Genomic DNA, 16,340 nt, shown 5'->3' with positions numbered 1-16,340 from the left:
TCCGTTCGAAACGATGGTTGCCTTCGAATCGGGGACGAACACCGGGGACGCGCTCGCGTTCGAGCACAGCCCCGAGACCGACCAGCACTTCGAGAACGCGCTGGCGAAGGCTCGCGACGGGACGCGGCTGACGGTCGCCGACGCGATCGAACTCCTCACGACCGGCAGCGGCACGGACGGGATCGACCGCGAACGCAAAGAGCAGGTGCTCGAGGCGGCCGATCACCGCCGCGCCGAACTCGTCGGCCGGGAGGTCACGTTCGTCGCCAACCTCAACAACAACGTCACGACTGCCTGCAACACCGGCTGTCTGTTCTGCAATTTCAAGGATCGCTCCGATCAGTTCCTCGAATCATCCGACGCCGATCACGACGGATTCACGAAGACGCCCACCCAATCCCGGGAGATCGTCGCCGACGCCGTCGAGCGCGGGATCTACGAGGTGACCTCCGTCTCGGGACTCCATCCCGCGTTCGCGCTGGACGACGATCACCGCGAGATACTGGAAGCCAGCGATCGGGGCGATCTGAACTATCGGTCGCCGTCGGCCTACGAGGTCGACCCGGGAACCTACGTCGAGCAGATCGAGGCGATGAGCGTCGACGGCGTCCACGTCCACTCGATGACCCCGGAGGAAGCCGCCCACGCACGCCGCGGGACAGCGTGGAGCTACGAGGAGGTCTATCGACGACTCGCCGACGCCGGGCTCGACTCCGCACCGGGGACGGCCGCCGAGATCCTCGTCGACGAAGTCCGGGACGTCATCTGTCCGGGTAAGATCGACAGCGACGGCTGGCTCGAAGCGATGGAGGCCGCCGCGACGGTTGGGCTGGACATCACCGCGACGATCATGTACGGCCACGTCGAGAACGAGGCTCACCGGGCGATCCACCTCGATCGGGTTCGCGAGTTGCAGGACCGGACGGACGCGATCACCGAGTTCATCCCGCTATCCTTTGTCCACCAGAACACGCCGCTGTACGACTACGGGATGGTCGAGGGCGGGCCGACCGTGCAGGAGGACGAACTGATGATCGCCGTCTCGCGACTGTTCCTCGATAACGTCGACCACATCCAGGCGTCGTGGGTCAAATACGGCGACCAGCAGGGACTGAAGCTGCTCAACAGCGGCGCGGACGATTTCATGGGGACGATCCTCTCCGAGGAGATCACCAAGCGCGCGGGCGGCGGCTTCGGCGAGTACCGCTCGTTCGACCAGTACGTCGAGTTGATCGAGTCGATCGGCCGGATCCCCGTCGAGCGCTCGACCGACTACCGGACGCGCCGCCGGATCGACGGCGACCCGCCGCACGGCCCGACGCTCGGCCCGAAGGCCGACGGGACCCCGCTGATCGAGTGATTGAGCGCCGATTCCGTCGGTTCGAGGCGGGCACGGGGCGTCAGATCGACGCTTCGCCGTTCCGCAAGTGATAACAGCCTGCCTCCTGAGCGTTCGACCAGCGTGTACGCCGCAGCGATCACCGATCTGTTGCGCCTGGTTGCCGTACCGGTGCTTGGCTGGGCGGCGATCCGGGACGTCAAGACCCGCCGCGTCCCCAACGAGACGTGGCTCCCCCTGATCGCGCTCGGGATCGGCCTGCTCTTCTGGGACGGGCTGGCCGTCTGGGCCGACACAGCGTGGATGCTGACCGTCGACGGGCTCGACATCGGTGTCGAGGCCTGGCCGGCCGGCGAGACCGTCCAGTCGTTCGCCGTCCGAGCGGCGATCAGCGTAGGCTTTCTGGTGCCCTTTTCGTACGTTTTCTGGTGGTTCGGCGGATTCGGCGGCGCGGACGCGAAGGCGTTGATGGCGCTGGCGATCCTCTTTCCCGTCTATCCGGTGTTCTACTTCCCGTCGATTACCCTCCCGTGGTTCGAGGCCACACTCGGGGTGTTCGCGCTGACCATCCTCTCGAACACGGTGCTGGTCGGCGCCGTCTATCCCGTCGCGCTCGCGGGCCGGAACCTGCTCGGCGGTGCGGTAAGTCGGATGATGGTCGTCGGTCGCCCCGTCGCCGTCGAGACGCTGCCCCGGCGGTACGGTCGGTTGCTGGAGCGACCGGACGGCTTCACTCGACGCGGCATGGATCTGGACGTGCTTCGGATGTACCTCTCCTGGCGCGGACTGACGCTTGCGGAGTTGCGGGCCGATCCCGAACGCTGTCGCGACCCCGCGAGCCTGCCGGCCGAGCCCGAGGATCCCGGCGACGGAACGATCCCCGAACGGGACGGGTCGCTGGTGTTCACTGACGGTGGAGGTCTGGAAGATACCTCGACCCCCGAGGATCCGTCCGGGCGAGAATACGACGATCCATGGGGTTCGGACGCGTTCTTCGAGGACATCGGCGGCCCCATCTACGGGACTGACGCCGAGGAACTCCGGGCCGGATTGACACTCCTCACGACGAAAGATCGGGTGTGGTATTCCCCGGGGATCCCCTTTATCGTCCCGATGTTCGGGGGACTGGTAGTGAGTCTCGTCGCCGGTGACGTGCTGGTCTGGCTGCTCCTGCAGGCCGGACTCGGCTAGATCGACATCCTGCAGGCCGGACTCGGCTAGATCGACATCCTGCAGGCCGGACTCGGGCAAACCGACAGTGACAAGCCGGCTGTCCGATTCGATCCCGATATGGACGTATTCGTCGCGGGCGGCTGTTCCTGGGACTCGATCGTCTACCTCGATTCGTTTCCCGACCGGACGGAGACCCACTTCGCACGGGACTTCCAGGAGACGCTGGGGTCGAGCGGCTCGGGCAAGTCGCTGAACCTGGGTCGGCTCGGCGTCGACACCCGGTTTCACGCGATGATCGGCGAGGATCGCTACGGCGAGGCGATCCGCGATCGCTTCGCGGCCGAGCCGGTCGATTTCCGGTTCGATTACGATCCCAACGGGACCGAGCGCCACGTCAACCTGATGAACGACGCCGGCGAGCGGATCTCGATCTTCGTCGTCTCACCGACCCAGGAGCCGGATATCGACTACGGGCGGCTAGAGCGGTGGGTCGGTGAGGCCGACGCGCTCGTCGTCAGTCCAGTCAACTACTCGCGACATCTGCTCCCGGCCGCGGCCGAGGCCGGGACGTCCGTCTGGGCCGACGTCCACGCGTATGACGGCGAGGACGAGTACTACGACGACTTCCTCGCGGCCGCCGATTACCTGTTCATGAGCGAGGAAGGGATGGACGACCATCGGGCCTTCATGCGCGAGCAGATCGACGCCGGCAAACGGCTGGTCGTCTGCACTCGGGGGAGCGACGGTGCGACCGCGCTGACCGCCGACGGCGAATGGTTCGAGGTTCCCGCCGCCGAGTTCGAACTGGTCGACACAAACGGCGCTGGCGATGCGTTCTTCGCGGGGTATCTCTACGGCCATCGACAGGGGCTGTCCGTCGAGACGAGCCTTCGACTGGGGACGCTCGCCGGCGGGCTGGCCGTCTCCTCGCGGGATCTGGCCCATCCGGAACTCTCACCCGATCGGCTGGCCGACGAGTACGAGCGGCAGTATGGGGACGAGATCGGCATCTAGAACGCAAAAGGCCTATGCGAGACTGTGCCGACCACAGTGATATGAGCGACGCGCCGCCGAAACTGGCCTTCGACGACAACGAGTATCTCCCGGCGATCGCCCAGGACGCCGACAGCGGCGAGGTTCTCATGCTCGCGTACGTCACGCCCGAGGCACTCGAACGGACCCGCGAGACCGGCCGTGCCCACTACTACTCCCGGAGCCGTGACGAGCTCTGGGAGAAGGGCGCGACCAGCGGGCACACCCAGCACGTCGAAGAGATCCGCGTCGACTGTGACGGTGATACGCTGCTGTACCTGATCGACCAGGAGGGCGGGGCCTGTCACACCGGCCACCGGAGTTGCTTCTACCGGACGATCGACGGCGACGTGGTCGGCGAGAAGGTGTTCGATCCCGAGGACGTCTACGATGAGTGAGGGGCAGTCCGTCGAGGAGCTGATCGATCAGTTCCAGCGTCGCGAGCGCGCCCACGAGGAGGCGTGTGACCGCGTCGAGGAGGCCGGCGAGCAGCGCCTGCGGACGCTTCAGGAGTACTACGGCGAACTCACCGGACTGTTCGACCGCTACGAGTCTCGAATCGTCAGCGACGGCGAGGGAGAGGTCGACATGGAGGCGTTCATCGAATACCAGGAAGAACTGGCACACTTCTTCGAGCACCTCCCGGAAGACCTGCCCCACCGCGCGGACTTCGAGGCGGTCGACGACCTGATGCACGAGCGATATCTCAAGCACTCGGACTTCGAGGACGCTCGCGAGGCGCTACGGCCGGTCGCCGACCTGGTCGAGCGTCTCGAAGAACGCGGGCGAACGCGAGACCGCCTCGACGAGGCGAGACACGACCTCGAACGGAAGCGACGGGCGCTCGACGAACGGATCACGGAGTACGAGCGCCTGGTCGAACTCGGCGAGGCTGATCTGGACGCACCCGTCGAGCGGCTTCGCGAGCCGATCGAGGCCTACAACGAGCGCGTCACCGAGGCGTTCGAAACGTTCACCCGCGAAGCCAGCGCCCGCGAGGTGCTCGCGTTCGTCGAGTCGACGGCCGCGTTCCCCCTGGTCGAGTATCGCCAGCCGCCGGAAGACCTGCTGGAATACGTCAGGACGGCCGAGGCCGGAGCCGAATCGATCCCGCAACTGCTCGAGTACGCCGAGTACTCGGTCTCGAAGCTCGACCACTACGTCGACAATGCCCGCGCGCTCAAGCGCAACGTCGCGACCCACCGGACGTACCTGCAACGACTCGGCGCCGACCCGCTGACGATCGAGTGGGCGCCGCCGACCGCCGAGACGCTCGAATTTCAGTGCCGCGAACTCGTCTCCGTCGTCGACCGGATCGATCCGCCGGAGTCGGTACTGGCGGCGCTGCGAGACGTCCGGGCACTCAGCCGGCGCGGGGACTACGAGCGGTTGCGCGAGAGCGCCATCGCCAGGAAGCGACTCGACAGCGACGAACGCAAGCGCCTCAAAAACGGAACGGTTCAGGACGAACTGAAGCAGTTGCGCGATCGGCGCGACCGTCTCGCGAGCATCCTCGAAGACTAGCGGTTTACAGCGGTAACAAGGCGAAAGCCCACCCGTTTACGAATGTGGATGAAGCCGACAACTGGGAACCGTTCCACGCTCGTAGCCACGGCTGGATATTCCACGCCGAGATGCCCAACATTTATGTAATTAAAAATACTATGCTTACATACGTCGAATCAGGTCGTCACTCGGACACTCAAAGCGAGTATCCGCAACCACTCGCAGGTCTGTGACGATCTTGATTCGCATGGCTTTGCCGCGTCGAAATTGTGGAACGTCGGGCGCTGGACGATTTCGCGTGTCTGGGATGCTATCGGCCACATTCCAGACGCCGACGAACTGTGTTCGTACCTCAAAACCCACGAACGCTACGCAGACTTACACAGCCAATCTAGTCAGCGAGTTCTTCAGGAACTCGGTGAGGCGTTCGTCTCGTGGTACGAACAGGACGACCCAGACGCGAACCCACCTGGCTTCTTCTCACGGGCGCGGAGCGCCCGTTCGAATGGTTCGTGAGACCGCAGGTCTCACGCTAACCGCAAACACGGCAAGGAACACCCACGCTCGACCGTGACATGGAAGAATCAGGGCTTCAAACTCGACACACAGTACAACCGTGTCCGACTTTCTAAGGGCACGAACATGAAAGAGTCGCGCTACGCCGCCGACTACATCCTCTGTGAATACACACTCCAGACAGACGACCAGACGCTCGACGCTGTTGAAAGCATCCAGACGGTGCGTGCTGTCTGGACTGGCCAGCAGTGGGAACTGCACTTCGTCTGTAAAATGCGGGTTGAGACGCCTGAGACGCCCGGTGAGAAGACAGCAGGTGTTGACCTTGGCATCTGTAACACGGCGGCAATCTCTGTCGGTGACGAGACACTACTATATCCCGGCAACGCCCTGAAAGAAGACGCACACTACTTCCGCCAGCAAGGATACGAGACGGAAGGCGAGAATGGCCCCAGCGACCACGCAGAGTGGGCACAACAGAAGAAATCCCGGCGACAAGAGCATTTCCTGCACGCTCTCTCAAAAGACCTTGTTCAGCAGTGTGCTGACCGAGACGTTGGGACAATTGCCGTCGGCCATCCGAAGAACATCCGTGAGGATGAAGACTGGGGACGACACGGCAACAAGCGACTACACGACTGGGCGTTCGAGACGCTTCTCAGCCACATCGAGTACAAGGCCGAAGAACGCGGTATCGACGTGGAACGTGTAGACGAAGCGGGGTTGAAAACGTCGAAATCCTGTTGTGAGTGTGGGACAGAAGCTGACTCGAATCGAGTCGAACGTGGCCTGTACGTGTGTGAGAATTGCGAGTTGGTCGCCAATAGCGACCTAAACGCGGCGGAGAATATGCGAGCGACGGTAACTCCGAATCCGTCACAGGATAGGAGTAACGGCTGCTTGGCTCAGCCTTCGGTACGCCTGTTCGATAAATCAACGGGACGAATAACCCCACAAGAACAGGTTGTATCGTGAACCCTAATATCCCAACGTGGGAATCCCACGGCTTCAGCCGTGTGGAGGAAGTCAAGTTTCGTCCGGAGCGGCCGTGATAGCGTCGTACATGAGCGCCGCGAGTGCCTCGGCACGGTCGGGATCACGGGCTTCGGCGTAGACGCGAATGAGCGGCTCGGTCCCGCTGGGGCGGGCCAGCACCCAGCCGTCGTCGAACTCGATCCGATAGCCGTCGATCGTGTTGACCTCGGCGTCGGTTTCTCTGGCGACTGCTTCGATCGCGTCGGTCATCGCGGAGCGCTCTCCCTCGTCTTCGTAGGAGATGTTCTTCCGGACGTTGTAGTATTCGTCGTAGTCGGCGGCGATCTTGCTGGCCCGACGGTCCGCGAGCAGTTCACAGAACCGGGCGGCGGTGTAGGCACCGTCCCGGATTGTCCGGTAGCCGGGGAAGATGATCCCGCCGTTGCCCTCGCCGGCGATCGGGACTCGCGTGCCCTCCTTCTCGAGTTCCTGGACCTTCGTGATGATGTGACTCGACCCGATCTGGGTGAGATGCAGTTCCGCGCCGACGTCCGCGACGACGTCGACCAGCCGCTGGGACGTGCTGACCGCCGAGACGACGCCGTCGCCCACCTGGAGTTCTTCCCGGGCCAGCGCAGCCAGCGCGGCGTCGCCCTCGATGAACGCGCCGGTCTCGTCGACGAAGATCGCCCGGTCGGCGTCGCCGTCGTGTGCGATCCCCAAGTCAGCGTCAGTGGTCTCGACCAGCCGCTTGAGGTCTCCGAGGTTGTCCGCGACGGGTTCGGGTTTTCGCCCGGGGAAGTGGCCGTCCGGCTGGGCGTTGATCGTCAGAACGTGACAGCCCAGTTCGCGGAAGAACTGGGGACTGGTCACCGACCCGGCACCGTGACCAGGGTCGAGCGCGACCGTCAGCTCCGCGTCAGCGATGCGCTCGCGATCGACCGATTCGAGCAGCTGATCGACGTACGCTCGCTGGACGCCATCGATCGTCCGTGTTTGCCCGATCGCGTCCCATCCGCTGCGCCCGAAGCGCTCGCCGAGCAACCGCTGTTCGACCCGTTCCAGCTGGTCGACGGCCAGCTCGATGCCGTCCGGTCCGATGAGTTTGATGCCGTTGTGCTGTGGCGGGTTGTGCGAGGCCGTCACCATCAGCGCCGGGATCGACTCCTCGTCGGCGTAGACCTGTGCACCGGGCGTCGGGATCGTCCCAAGATAGTCGACGTCGAGACCGACGCTCGCGAGTCCGCTGCGCGCGGCGTCGGAAATCATCCCGCCGCTGGTGCGCGTGTCGTGGGCAACCGCAACCCGGGAGGCGCCCAGTTCGTTGCGCCAGACCGTGCCCGCCGCCATCGCGACCTGAAGCGCGTATTCCGGGGTCAGCGTCTCGTTGACGACCCCGCGAACGCCGCTCGACCCGAAGACTTTCATCTGGATGGCTCTCACACGTCCGGGAGCATAGGGATTCCGGACTGCTCACGATCGCGTTTGGCGTGTCGAATCCGGACTGCCGGAAGCCGTCGCCCGATCGCGACCGACCAGGACGACCTGTCCCGCTAGATCCCGAGCCACTCGTCGTTGCGGATCTCGTAGCCGTTCTCCCGGCAGAACTCGGCTGCCTGCCGGCGGACTGCCCGGGACCCCGGAAGTTTGCCCTGCTCGTGAATCCGGCCGACGATCCAGTCGGCGACGGCCCGGATCCCCTCGTCTTCGTCGTCGGCGTCGATCGCTTTCAGTTCCCGAAACGTCTTCTCGTAGGCGGTACGCTGTGAGTCGCCGAATTCCTCGTTTCGCAGCGTTCCGGCGGCCTCGACGACGCGTTTCATCGCTGTCGCGATGGTCGGCCGCTGGACTCGAACCCGGACTGACTCGGGCGTGTCGAAGCGCTCTGCGTCCGTGTCAGCGACGAGTTCTTCGACCGTGTACGGCCCGTCGACCGATTCGATCTCCCGATTGCCGACGGCCGCGATCACGTCCGATCCCGTCGCGGGGAACGAAACCGATTCGAGTTCCGATTCGAGGTCGGCCAGCACTGCAGGCTCGATCGGTGGCTCCGGTTCGTCACCCCGCTCGAGCTCCATGGCGATCTCACGCTCTCGCTGGCGTCGATCGGCGTCGCGAGCTTGCTTTTCCCGGCCGGATTTATCGTCTGCCATCCCAAAACGTAGGTTCTCTAAAGTCATAATCCTGTGGTTGGTAGGTTGTCATTTCGACGCCGGACGTTCGATTGCTATGTCGACGTCAAGCGCTCAATTGCCACGTCGACGCCGGACGTTCGTCCGGTCTCGCACACAAGAGTTAATTTTGTGCCAGGGGAACATGGAGTGTTGATGGGTATATCTACGCTCTCGATAGCGTCACTGGCCGGTCCGGCGCTGTACACCGTGCCGCTCGTCGGCGTCGAGGTGTCCAAGACCACCGTGACGGTGCTCGGGACGCTCAGTATCGTCGTGCTCATCGGATTGTCGGCTTTCTTCTCCTCGTCGGAGATCGCCATGTTCTCGCTGGCGAAACATCGCGTCGACTCGATGGCCGAAGAGGGGTTGCCAGGAGCCCATGTCGTCCAGAAACTCAAAGAAGACCCGCACCGGTTGCTGGTAACGATCCTGGTCGGCAACAACCTCGTCAACATCGCGATGTCCTCGATCGCGACGGGGCTGTTCGGGCTGTACCTGACCCAGGGTCAGTCCGTGATTGCGGCTACCTTCGGGATCACGGCGGTCGTCCTGCTGTTCGGCGAGAGTGCGCCCAAGTCCTACGCGGTCGAGAACACCGAATCATGGGCGCGACGGATCGCCCGGCCGCTGAAGTTCTCCGAGTGGGTGCTGTTGCCGCTGATCGTCCTGTTCGACCGCCTGACCCGGATCGTCAACAAGGTCACCGGCGGCCAGTCGGCCATCGAGAGCACATACGTCACCCGCGACGAGATCCGCAACATGATCAAGACCGGTGAGCGCGAGGGCGTCCTCGAAGAGGAAGAGCGGGAGATGCTTCAGCGGACGCTGCGGTTCAACCGCACGATCGCCAAGGAGGTTATGACGCCGCGGCTCGACATGACCGCCGTCTCGAAAGACGACGAGATCGAGGAGGCGATCGAGACCTGTATCCAGAGCGGTCACGCCCGGCTGCCGGTCTACGAGGGGAGTCTCGACAACGTCATCGGCGTCGTCCACATCCGCGATCTCGTTCGCGACCTCTACTACGGCGAAAACGCGAACCTCGAACTGGAGGATCTGATCGAGCCCACGCTGCACGTCCCCGAGTCCAAGAACGTCGACGAACTGCTGGCGGAGATGCGCGAGAACCGCATGCACATGGTGATCGTCATCGACGAGTTCGGAACGACCGAGGGCCTGGTCACGATGGAGGACCTCACCGAGGAGATCGTCGGCGAGATCCTCGAAGGCAGCGAGGAAGAGCCGATCGAGTTCGTCGACGACGAGACCGCGATCGTCAAAGGCGAGGTCAACATCGAAGAGGTCAACGAGGCACTGGACATCGACATCCCCGAGGGCGAAGAGTTCGAGACGCTGGCCGGGTTCATCTTCAACCGCGTCGGCCGGCTGGTCGAGGAAGGTGAGATCGTCGAGTACGACGACGTCGAGATCCGGGTCGAACAGGTCGAAAACACCCGGATCATGAAAGCCCGGATCCACCGCGTCGAGCTGGACGAGGACGAAACGAACGGTGACGAAGACGGCGAGTAAGTATATCGACTGTTCGATCGGTTTCGAAGGAGTTCAGCCGACGATCGCCGTCAGGACGACAAACAGCCCGTAGCCCAGCCCCAGCGCCAGCGCGAGCGAGCCGATCCACGCGAGGACGGTCTTGCCCATCTTCTCGCCGCTGACCGCGCCGCCGCCGGCCGCGGAGCCGCTGCCGATGATCGCGCTGACGATGATCTCGTTGAACGAGACGGGGATGCCGAACAGGACTGCGGTCTGGGCGATGGCGAAACTCGGGATCAGCGCGGCGATCGATCGGCGCGGCCCCAGCGAGGAGTAGTCCTGTGCGATCGCCTTGATCATCCGGGGTGCGCCCGTCCACGAGCCGGCGAGCAGTCCGAGCCCACCAAAAACGAGCACGACTCCCAGCGGGACCTCGACGCCCGTCTCCGGCCCGAGCAACGGCAAGAGTGGGCCGATCGCCAGCCCCACCTGACTGCCACCGGCCGAGAACGCCACCAGCCCCCCGAGGACGAGCAGGAAGTGGCGCTGGCCGGCCGCGGCGTCGGCCTGCAGGTCCCGGTACAACAGGGCGGCGACGACGAGAGCGAACACGAACGAAACGAGTACCCGGCCGGCAAGCGTCGCCTGTCCGGCAGCGGCGGCGAGTTCGACGGCGATCGACGACTGTTCGCCCGGCCCGCCGAGCAGGACGAAATTCACGTTCGCCAGCAGGATAGCAACGAATCCCGCGAGTGCGGGGACCGCGGTCCGTTCGGGCACGCGCTCGTCGCGCAGCGTCTTCGCGACGCCGTAGGCGATTCCGCCGCCGACGAAGGGCGTGGCGACCCACAGCGCGACGATCTCGCGGTACTTCGCCCACGCCGGATCGCCACCCGCCGCCAGTCCGATCCCGACGACCGCGCCGGTGACAGTGAAGGCGGTCGCGATGGGATAGCCCGTGAACACGCCGAAGGCGACCAGCCCGGCGGCCAGAAGGAGCGCCAGCGTCGCCCCGGCGGGCGAGAGCGTGACGCCGCCGATCAGTTCCTGGCCGACCGCTTCCGAGACGTTCGCGCCCTGCAACGTCGCGCCCGCCAGCCCGAGCAGTCCGACCAGAAAGCCCGCGCGCATGACCGAGATCGCGTTGGCCCCGACAGCCGGCGCGAACGGTGTCGAACCCGACGACCCGGCACCGATCGCCCACGCCATGAACAGGCTCGCGAGCGTCGCGACAGCCAGCGTCGCCAGCAGCGTCGCCTCTACCATGTTGGTGTCGTTGTGTGCTCGCGAGTCAATAGCCTACCGACTGCGGTCGAATCCGTCGGCCGAAGAACGTATTCGCCGGACTCCCGCCACGGGCCGGTGTTCGTCGGATCCGCGTCGTGGTTCAGGTATTTGTCGGATCCGCGTCGTCGTGGTTGCGCTCAGGGACTTCGACGCCTTCGGCGGCTTCCGGGGTTTCGGTCTCTTTCTCGACGTCGATGTGCCAGCGGTCGAGTTCCTGCTCGTAGTCGGCAAGCTGGTTCGACACCCTGATCTTCAGGTCGTCGTCGTTGACGTTGATCTCGAAGACGTACTCGGGGTCGTCGTCGCTGACACGCCTGACGTTGGCGCTGATCAGCTCGTTGTCGAAGTAGTAGGGTGCGAGCTGGGTCATCACGTTCTGATAGACCGTGTCTTCGACTTTCCGGAGCGCCTTCCGGCCGGCCGAGTCGGCCGCACGGGCGACGTAATCGATCGACTCGCCCCACTTGTCGACGGCCTCGTCGGGGTCGTCGAGGCTCTCGTAGGACTCGCTGAGCTTCTCGCCAGCGGTCTGGAGATCCTCGTCGGGGTCTTTGCCCTTCTTTTCGCCCTCGCCCTCGTCGACGCTGGCCTGCTCTGCGGTCTTCTCGCTGACGTCCTCGTCGAGGCGCTCGTGGCTCTTGGGCCGCCACTCGTCGAACTCCTCGAGGGCATCGGCGTCGACCTCGACGTCCTCCTGTTCGGCGATGTCTTTCAGCGCCCGCGTGAGGCGCTCACCGTGCTCGACGACGTCCGCCCAGCCGCCCCGGATCTTGAACCCGGAGACGCTCTCTTCCATCTCAGACATGGGTATCGTGGCTGCCGAGCGTCGATCCGTCTCCACCCGGGCGGGCCGTCGGATCAGTACAGCAGTCACTGTCGGTCGGTGATCGGTCGATGTGTTCGGCGTCTGTGCGCCGCAAGACGTCCATCGTGACGACTCGATTGGGGTCGAACGTGGTTAAGCGTTTCCGCCCGCGCTGCACTGGTGGCTAAGCTATCGGCTGATCTGGATTCTGATCCCCATCGCCGTCGAATATTTTCCGGAAGCCGGGAATACAACCGACTGCAACCCGCAATAGGTAGTGATGCCATCCGCACTTTTCATCGTTAGCGAACACGGCTACTGGGGCGAGGAATGTATCGAACCGCTCACGACACTCGACGATGCCGGTCTGGACGTGACTGTCGCGACGCCCTCCGGTGGGCCGGCAGTACTCGACGAACGGTCGGTCGATACCGACGAAGTCGACGAAGAGACTGCCGCGCTAGTCAAGGAAGTCCACGAGAACGACGAGCGACTCAACGATCCCGAACCGCTTGCAGCGGTCGATCCCGCCGCGTTCGACGCGGTCGTCTTCCCCGGCGGCCACGGGACGGAGTGGGACGTCAACCAGGACAGACACGCCCGGGCGGCCCTGCGGACTGCCGTCGAGGGCGGGGACGGGAAGGCGATGGTCGTCTGTCACGCGGTCGGGATCCTCGCGTTCACACGGGACAGCGACGGCGACTTCCTCGCAGCGGGGCGATCGGTCACTGGCTTCCCCAACGAGTGGGAGGAAGGGATCGTCGACGAATACGACCGGATGCCCGACGGCCGCAAGCTCCCATACTGGGTCGAAGACGAGGTCAAGGCAGTCGGGGCCGACTGGAACTCCCGACTCGATCAGGACACCAGCGTCACCGTCGATGGCGACCTCGTGACCGGGCGCGGACCGCCGTCTTCGGCGACTGCGGCACGCACGCTGCTCGACGAGCTGGGCGTCGAGTACGAGGATTGAGCCGGGCGACGATCACGGTTTTGCGAGTGCGACGGTCGTCGGCCAGACGCCGGCCAGGCGAACGGTCTCGCTGGACACGATAGTGAAGCCCGCCGCTGTGAGCCGGCCGCACGCGTCGATAGGGCGACAGCCGACGGCGTCGTACCCGGGCAAGGTCGCGTAGAGCCACTCGTAGGCCCGGACGAACGGCGTCTCCTCGTAGCCGCGGCGTTCCATACTCGCGACGACGAGCCGACCGTCGGGGTCGAGGACGCGCCGGCTCTCCGAGAGGACCGCCGCTGCGTCCGTCTGCGAGAACAGTTCGAGCGTCTCGACCAGCACGACAGCGTCAACGACCTCGTCCGCGAACGGGAGCGCCCGTGCGTCCCCGCGGCAGAGCGTCGCAGGCGCGTCGAGTGCCGCCAGCCGCCGGCCGGCCGATTCGAGCATTCCCGGAGCGACGTCGAGCCCGTACACGTGTCCCTCCGGGCCGACGAGCGGGGCGACCAGCGCCAGGAGATGCCCGGGGCCACAGCCCACATCGAGGACTCGATCACCCGGTTCCGGAGCGAGGGCGTACAGAGCGTGGGCGTAGGTCGGAGCTTCCCAGCTCGCGACCAGTCGATCGTATATCGGTGCGAGCACGTCGTAGGCGCGGGCGATCTCCCCGGCAGTGGCGGTGACCTCGACGGCCATACGTGGGCGTACGGGGCGGTCCGTCCTGATACTGCCGGCTGTACGTTCGTACAGACATTCGCCACCCTGGAGGACCGAAGTCCTTCGAAACCGTACAGCAGGCAGTACGATACCTCTGGATACAGACCCCCTGGTGACCGTACGAGCGCCGTCTCGTCAGTTATTTGCCCGTCGCTAACCCTGGCTCGCATATGACGATCGAAGACCGAGGCGAGGCGAAAGTGGTCACGCATGCGCTCGCGAAACACACGCTGACACAGCTGCGAAGCGTCGAAACCGAGCAGGTCGCGTTCCGGAAAGGGCTGGTGAAGCTCGGGCGGATCTGTGGCTACGAGATCATCGACGGCGTCATGGAGACGGCCTACGAGACGATCCAGACGCCGCTGACCGAGACGACCGGCGAGCGCGTCGTCGGCATGGACGACGTCGTGATCATCAACGTCCTCCGGGCGGCGACGCCGTTCGTCGAGGGACTGCTCAAGGCGTTCCCCCGGGCGCGCCAGGGCGTCATCTCCGCCAGCCGCGACGAGTCCGGCGGGATGGACGACGCCGGCGAGTTCGACATCGAAGTCGACTACGTGAAACTCCCCGAGATCCACCCCGAGGACACTGTCATCGTCGCCGACCCGATGCTCGCGACCGGCTCGACGATGGCGACCGTCCTGGAGCACGTCCAGGAGATGGGCGATCCCGAACGACTGCTCGTGCTCGCGGCCGTCAGCGCACCCGAGGGACTCGTCCGGCTGAACGAACAGTTCCCCGACGTCGAGATCCTGTCGGTCGCTATCGACGACCACCTCGACGAGGAGGGCTACATCGTCCCCGGACTGGGCGACGCCGGCGACCGGGCGTTTCGAACCACCTGATAGTGATTACTGTAACGATTTACCGGTGCGACTGCACGACATCGTGCGGTCGACCCGGAACAGACTTACAGTAATCACTATGAGACGGACGGCTGATTCGTCGTTCTATCGGTGTGAAAAAAGAGGACGGATTTTTATACGCTGATCGTCGTGTTTCGGTTCGATGGACGAGAAGACTGAACAGCTCCGGGATATCTTCGTCGACGTCGCCGGCGAAGAGACGGTCACGGAGCGCCAGCAAGAGGGGCGGGGGTCGCTGGCGGACAGCGACGACGAGCGGATCGTGGAGCGGCTGATCGACGTCATCGAGGACATGCGCGAGCGATACGACTTCGAGACCGACTGCGACGACCGGACGCTGGCCGCGATCGTCAGGGGGTTCTACGAGGGTGACGACGACGGGACGCTCGCGGACGAACTCGATCTCGACGTGGAGACGGTCTTTCGCGCTCGGATGGACCTGCACCTGGTCGAAGACAGCGACGCCGACGCGCCGTTCTCGATGGCGTCGCTCCGGGATCTGCTGGCGGAGGACGCCGACAGCGAGACGATCGCGGCCGAACTCGACGCCGACCGCGACGCCATCGAGCACTTCGGCCGGGTCGCGACTGCACAGAACCGGGCCCGGCGGACGAGTCACCGGTACAGGACGGCTTTCGAGGAGATACTCACCGACGCCGATCTCTCGATCCAGTTGACCGAGAGCGTCAAAGAAGACGGTCTCGACGACGCTACCGAGGACATCGAGACCGATCTCTCGTTCTAGAGCAGGTCGTTGCTGTCGTCCGCGGCCGTCCGTCGCGGCGCGGCGGAGGTTTATACGCGATCCCGCAGCCACGCAGGGTATGCACGCGTTTCGTGACGTTGCGACCGCGGCCTACTGTCCGCGAAAGCTGTATTATCGGCGGCGCGATCCCGACGTCGGCGAGTCGATCCCCAGCGGAGTACAGGATCGACGACAGCTGGCCTTCGAGTACGAGAAGTTGCTGACGGAAGACACGGAACTGCTCGCGGCACCGATCGAGGTGACGCCGACGACGTTTCGGTCGCGGGTCGGCTGTCTCAAGGCCGGGCTGGACGCCTGGGACGAACTCGTCGATCCGCCGGCCAGCGAGGTCCTGCTCGAAGGCAAGGACGCACGCGGGATCGCCCACAAGGTGCTCGAACGACCGCTCGCGCCGTCGCTAGTGTTCGCCGGCCGGCCACCCGAGCAGGGCGTCTGGGAGCCGCAGTCGGTCCATCTCGTCGCGGCCGCGCTGGCGCTGGCCTGGGAGCGCGAACAGCCGGTCGAACGCGCGTTCGCGGAGTACCCGGCCTACGGCGTGATCCGTGAGATCGAACTCTCGGCTCGGCGGCGCTCGCAGTACCGGGCCGCGCTACGGACCGCCGAGTCGATCGACGGACCACCGAACCGGACCGAGAACCGCGAAAAGTGCCAGCCCTGTGAGTATCGCGACGGATGCGGCGTCAGGACGCGATCCCTTCGGTCGCTACTGGGATGACCTCTCCCTGTGGCTGAAGCCGTGGA

16 protein-coding genes and 1 pseudogene are annotated in these 16,340 nt (G+C 64.7%); 11 read left to right on the top strand and 6 right to left on the bottom strand.

What is annotated here, in order from left to right:
• Positions 1-13: 13 nt before the first annotated feature.
• From cofH to OB916_RS05555, 6 genes and pseudogenes are all read left to right on the top strand, one after another.
• Positions 14-1,360, top strand: coding sequence for a 7,8-didemethyl-8-hydroxy-5-deazariboflavin synthase subunit CofH (gene cofH, locus OB916_RS05580; protein WP_315908299.1), 1,347 nt, complete (start codon positions 14-16; stop codon positions 1,358-1,360).
• A gap of 102 nt (positions 1,361-1,462) precedes the next feature.
• Positions 1,463-2,530 carry a prepilin peptidase gene (locus OB916_RS05575; protein ID WP_315908298.1) on the top strand — a complete coding sequence of 356 codons (1,068 nt, stop codon included), beginning with the start codon at positions 1,463-1,465 and terminating at the stop codon, positions 2,528-2,530.
• 99 nt (positions 2,531-2,629) lie between these two features.
• On the top strand, positions 2,630-3,526 hold the full coding sequence (locus OB916_RS05570; RefSeq protein WP_315908297.1) for a carbohydrate kinase family protein: 897 nt from the start codon (positions 2,630-2,632) through the stop codon (positions 3,524-3,526).
• 41 nt (positions 3,527-3,567) lie between these two features.
• Positions 3,568-3,942, top strand: a complete 375-nt coding sequence (hisI, locus tag OB916_RS05565) for a phosphoribosyl-AMP cyclohydrolase (protein WP_315908296.1) — start codon at positions 3,568-3,570, stop codon at positions 3,940-3,942.
• Entirely contained in the window at positions 3,935-5,068 is a 1,134-nt protein-coding gene (locus OB916_RS05560; protein WP_315908295.1) for a DUF7118 family protein, read from the top strand. Before hisI ends, OB916_RS05560 begins: the two co-directional genes overlap by 8 nt.
• 135 nt (positions 5,069-5,203) lie before the next feature.
• Positions 5,204-6,541: pseudogene (locus OB916_RS05555) on the top strand (RNA-guided endonuclease InsQ/TnpB family protein).
• Positions 6,542-6,592: 51 nt separating this feature from the next.
• Here the strand turns inward: OB916_RS05555 and glmM are convergent.
• Entirely contained in the window at positions 6,593-7,969 is a 1,377-nt protein-coding gene (glmM, locus tag OB916_RS05550; RefSeq protein ID WP_315908294.1) for a phosphoglucosamine mutase, read from the bottom strand.
• 125 nt (positions 7,970-8,094) lie between these two features.
• Positions 8,095-8,694, bottom strand: coding sequence for a DUF5789 family protein (locus OB916_RS05545; RefSeq protein ID WP_315908293.1), 600 nt, complete (start codon positions 8,692-8,694; stop codon positions 8,095-8,097).
• 174 nt (positions 8,695-8,868) lie between these two features.
• Here OB916_RS05545 and OB916_RS05540 point away from each other — a divergent pair, with 174 nt between their 5' ends.
• A complete protein-coding gene (locus tag OB916_RS05540) occupies positions 8,869-10,245 on the top strand; it encodes a hemolysin family protein (RefSeq protein WP_315908292.1) in 1,377 nt (458 codons plus the stop codon).
• A gap of 33 nt (positions 10,246-10,278) precedes the next feature.
• On the opposite strand, the gene OB916_RS05535 is transcribed toward OB916_RS05540, so the two are convergent.
• The 3 genes from OB916_RS05535 to OB916_RS05525 form a co-directional block, all read right to left on the bottom strand.
• Positions 10,279-11,472, bottom strand: a complete 1,194-nt coding sequence (locus OB916_RS05535; protein ID WP_315908291.1) for an inorganic phosphate transporter — start codon at positions 11,470-11,472, stop codon at positions 10,279-10,281.
• Between the two features lie 121 nt (positions 11,473-11,593).
• Entirely contained in the window at positions 11,594-12,298 is a 705-nt protein-coding gene (locus OB916_RS05530; protein ID WP_315908290.1) for a DUF5828 family protein, read from the bottom strand.
• Entirely contained in the window at positions 12,291-12,422 is a 132-nt protein-coding gene (locus OB916_RS05525) for a hypothetical protein (protein WP_315908289.1), read from the bottom strand. The genes OB916_RS05530 and OB916_RS05525 overlap by 8 nt, the downstream gene beginning before the upstream one ends.
• A gap of 156 nt (positions 12,423-12,578) precedes the next feature.
• On the opposite strand from OB916_RS05525, the gene OB916_RS05520 reads away from it, so the two are divergent.
• Positions 12,579-13,271, top strand: a complete 693-nt coding sequence (locus OB916_RS05520) for a type 1 glutamine amidotransferase domain-containing protein (protein WP_315908288.1) — start codon at positions 12,579-12,581, stop codon at positions 13,269-13,271.
• Between the two features lie 12 nt (positions 13,272-13,283).
• Here OB916_RS05520 and OB916_RS05515 read toward each other — a convergent pair whose 3' ends face one another.
• A complete protein-coding gene (locus OB916_RS05515) occupies positions 13,284-13,946 on the bottom strand; it encodes a methyltransferase domain-containing protein (protein WP_315908287.1) in 663 nt (220 codons plus the stop codon).
• 191 nt (positions 13,947-14,137) lie between these two features.
• On the opposite strand from OB916_RS05515, the gene upp reads away from it, so the two are divergent.
• From upp to OB916_RS05500, 3 genes are all read left to right on the top strand, one after another.
• Positions 14,138-14,812 carry a uracil phosphoribosyltransferase gene (upp, locus tag OB916_RS05510; protein WP_315908286.1) on the top strand — a complete coding sequence of 225 codons (675 nt, stop codon included), beginning with the start codon at positions 14,138-14,140 and terminating at the stop codon, positions 14,810-14,812.
• A gap of 163 nt (positions 14,813-14,975) precedes the next feature.
• Positions 14,976-15,578, top strand: coding sequence for a conditioned medium-induced protein 4 (locus OB916_RS05505; protein WP_315908285.1), 603 nt, complete (start codon positions 14,976-14,978; stop codon positions 15,576-15,578).
• A 79-nt stretch (positions 15,579-15,657) separates the two neighbouring features.
• Complete coding sequence (locus tag OB916_RS05500; protein WP_315908284.1) at positions 15,658-16,314, top strand: CRISPR-associated protein Cas4; 657 nt, start codon at positions 15,658-15,660, stop codon at positions 16,312-16,314.
• Positions 16,315-16,340: the final 26 nt, after the last annotated feature.

Origin of the sequence: Halapricum hydrolyticum, assembly GCF_025517535.1 — an archaeon.
In the GTDB taxonomy this organism is placed as follows: Archaea; Halobacteriota; Halobacteria; order Halobacteriales; family Haloarculaceae; genus Halapricum; species Halapricum hydrolyticum.
The sequence above is the reverse complement of the archived record's forward strand: the minus strand, read 5'-3'. Positions and strand labels throughout refer to the sequence as shown.

Bases quoted from the DNA above. Each gene is read 5' to 3' on its own strand.
- cofH (WP_315908299.1), top strand. From the start codon at position 14: ATGGTTGCCTTCGAATCGGGGACGAACACCGGGGACGCGCTCGCGTTC.
- OB916_RS05570 (WP_315908297.1), top strand. From the start codon at position 2,630: ATGGACGTATTCGTCGCGGGCGGCTGTTCCTGGGACTCGATCGTCTAC.
- hisI (WP_315908296.1), top strand. From the start codon at position 3,568: ATGAGCGACGCGCCGCCGAAACTGGCCTTCGACGACAACGAGTATCTC.
- OB916_RS05560 (WP_315908295.1), top strand. From the start codon at position 3,935: ATGAGTGAGGGGCAGTCCGTCGAGGAGCTGATCGATCAGTTCCAGCGT.
- glmM (WP_315908294.1), bottom strand. From the start codon at position 7,969: ATGAAAGTCTTCGGGTCGAGCGGCGTTCGCGGGGTCGTCAACGAGACG.
- OB916_RS05545 (WP_315908293.1), bottom strand. From the start codon at position 8,694: ATGGCAGACGATAAATCCGGCCGGGAAAAGCAAGCTCGCGACGCCGAT.
- OB916_RS05540 (WP_315908292.1), top strand. From the start codon at position 8,869: ATGGGTATATCTACGCTCTCGATAGCGTCACTGGCCGGTCCGGCGCTG.
- OB916_RS05535 (WP_315908291.1), bottom strand. From the start codon at position 11,472: ATGGTAGAGGCGACGCTGCTGGCGACGCTGGCTGTCGCGACGCTCGCG.
- OB916_RS05530 (WP_315908290.1), bottom strand. From the start codon at position 12,298: ATGTCTGAGATGGAAGAGAGCGTCTCCGGGTTCAAGATCCGGGGCGGC.
- OB916_RS05525 (WP_315908289.1), bottom strand. From the start codon at position 12,422: ATGGACGTCTTGCGGCGCACAGACGCCGAACACATCGACCGATCACCG.
- OB916_RS05520 (WP_315908288.1), top strand. From the start codon at position 12,579: ATGCCATCCGCACTTTTCATCGTTAGCGAACACGGCTACTGGGGCGAG.
- OB916_RS05515 (WP_315908287.1), bottom strand. From the start codon at position 13,946: ATGGCCGTCGAGGTCACCGCCACTGCCGGGGAGATCGCCCGCGCCTAC.
- upp (WP_315908286.1), top strand. From the start codon at position 14,138: ATGACGATCGAAGACCGAGGCGAGGCGAAAGTGGTCACGCATGCGCTC.
- OB916_RS05505 (WP_315908285.1), top strand. From the start codon at position 14,976: ATGGACGAGAAGACTGAACAGCTCCGGGATATCTTCGTCGACGTCGCC.
- OB916_RS05500 (WP_315908284.1), top strand. From the start codon at position 15,658: ATGCACGCGTTTCGTGACGTTGCGACCGCGGCCTACTGTCCGCGAAAG.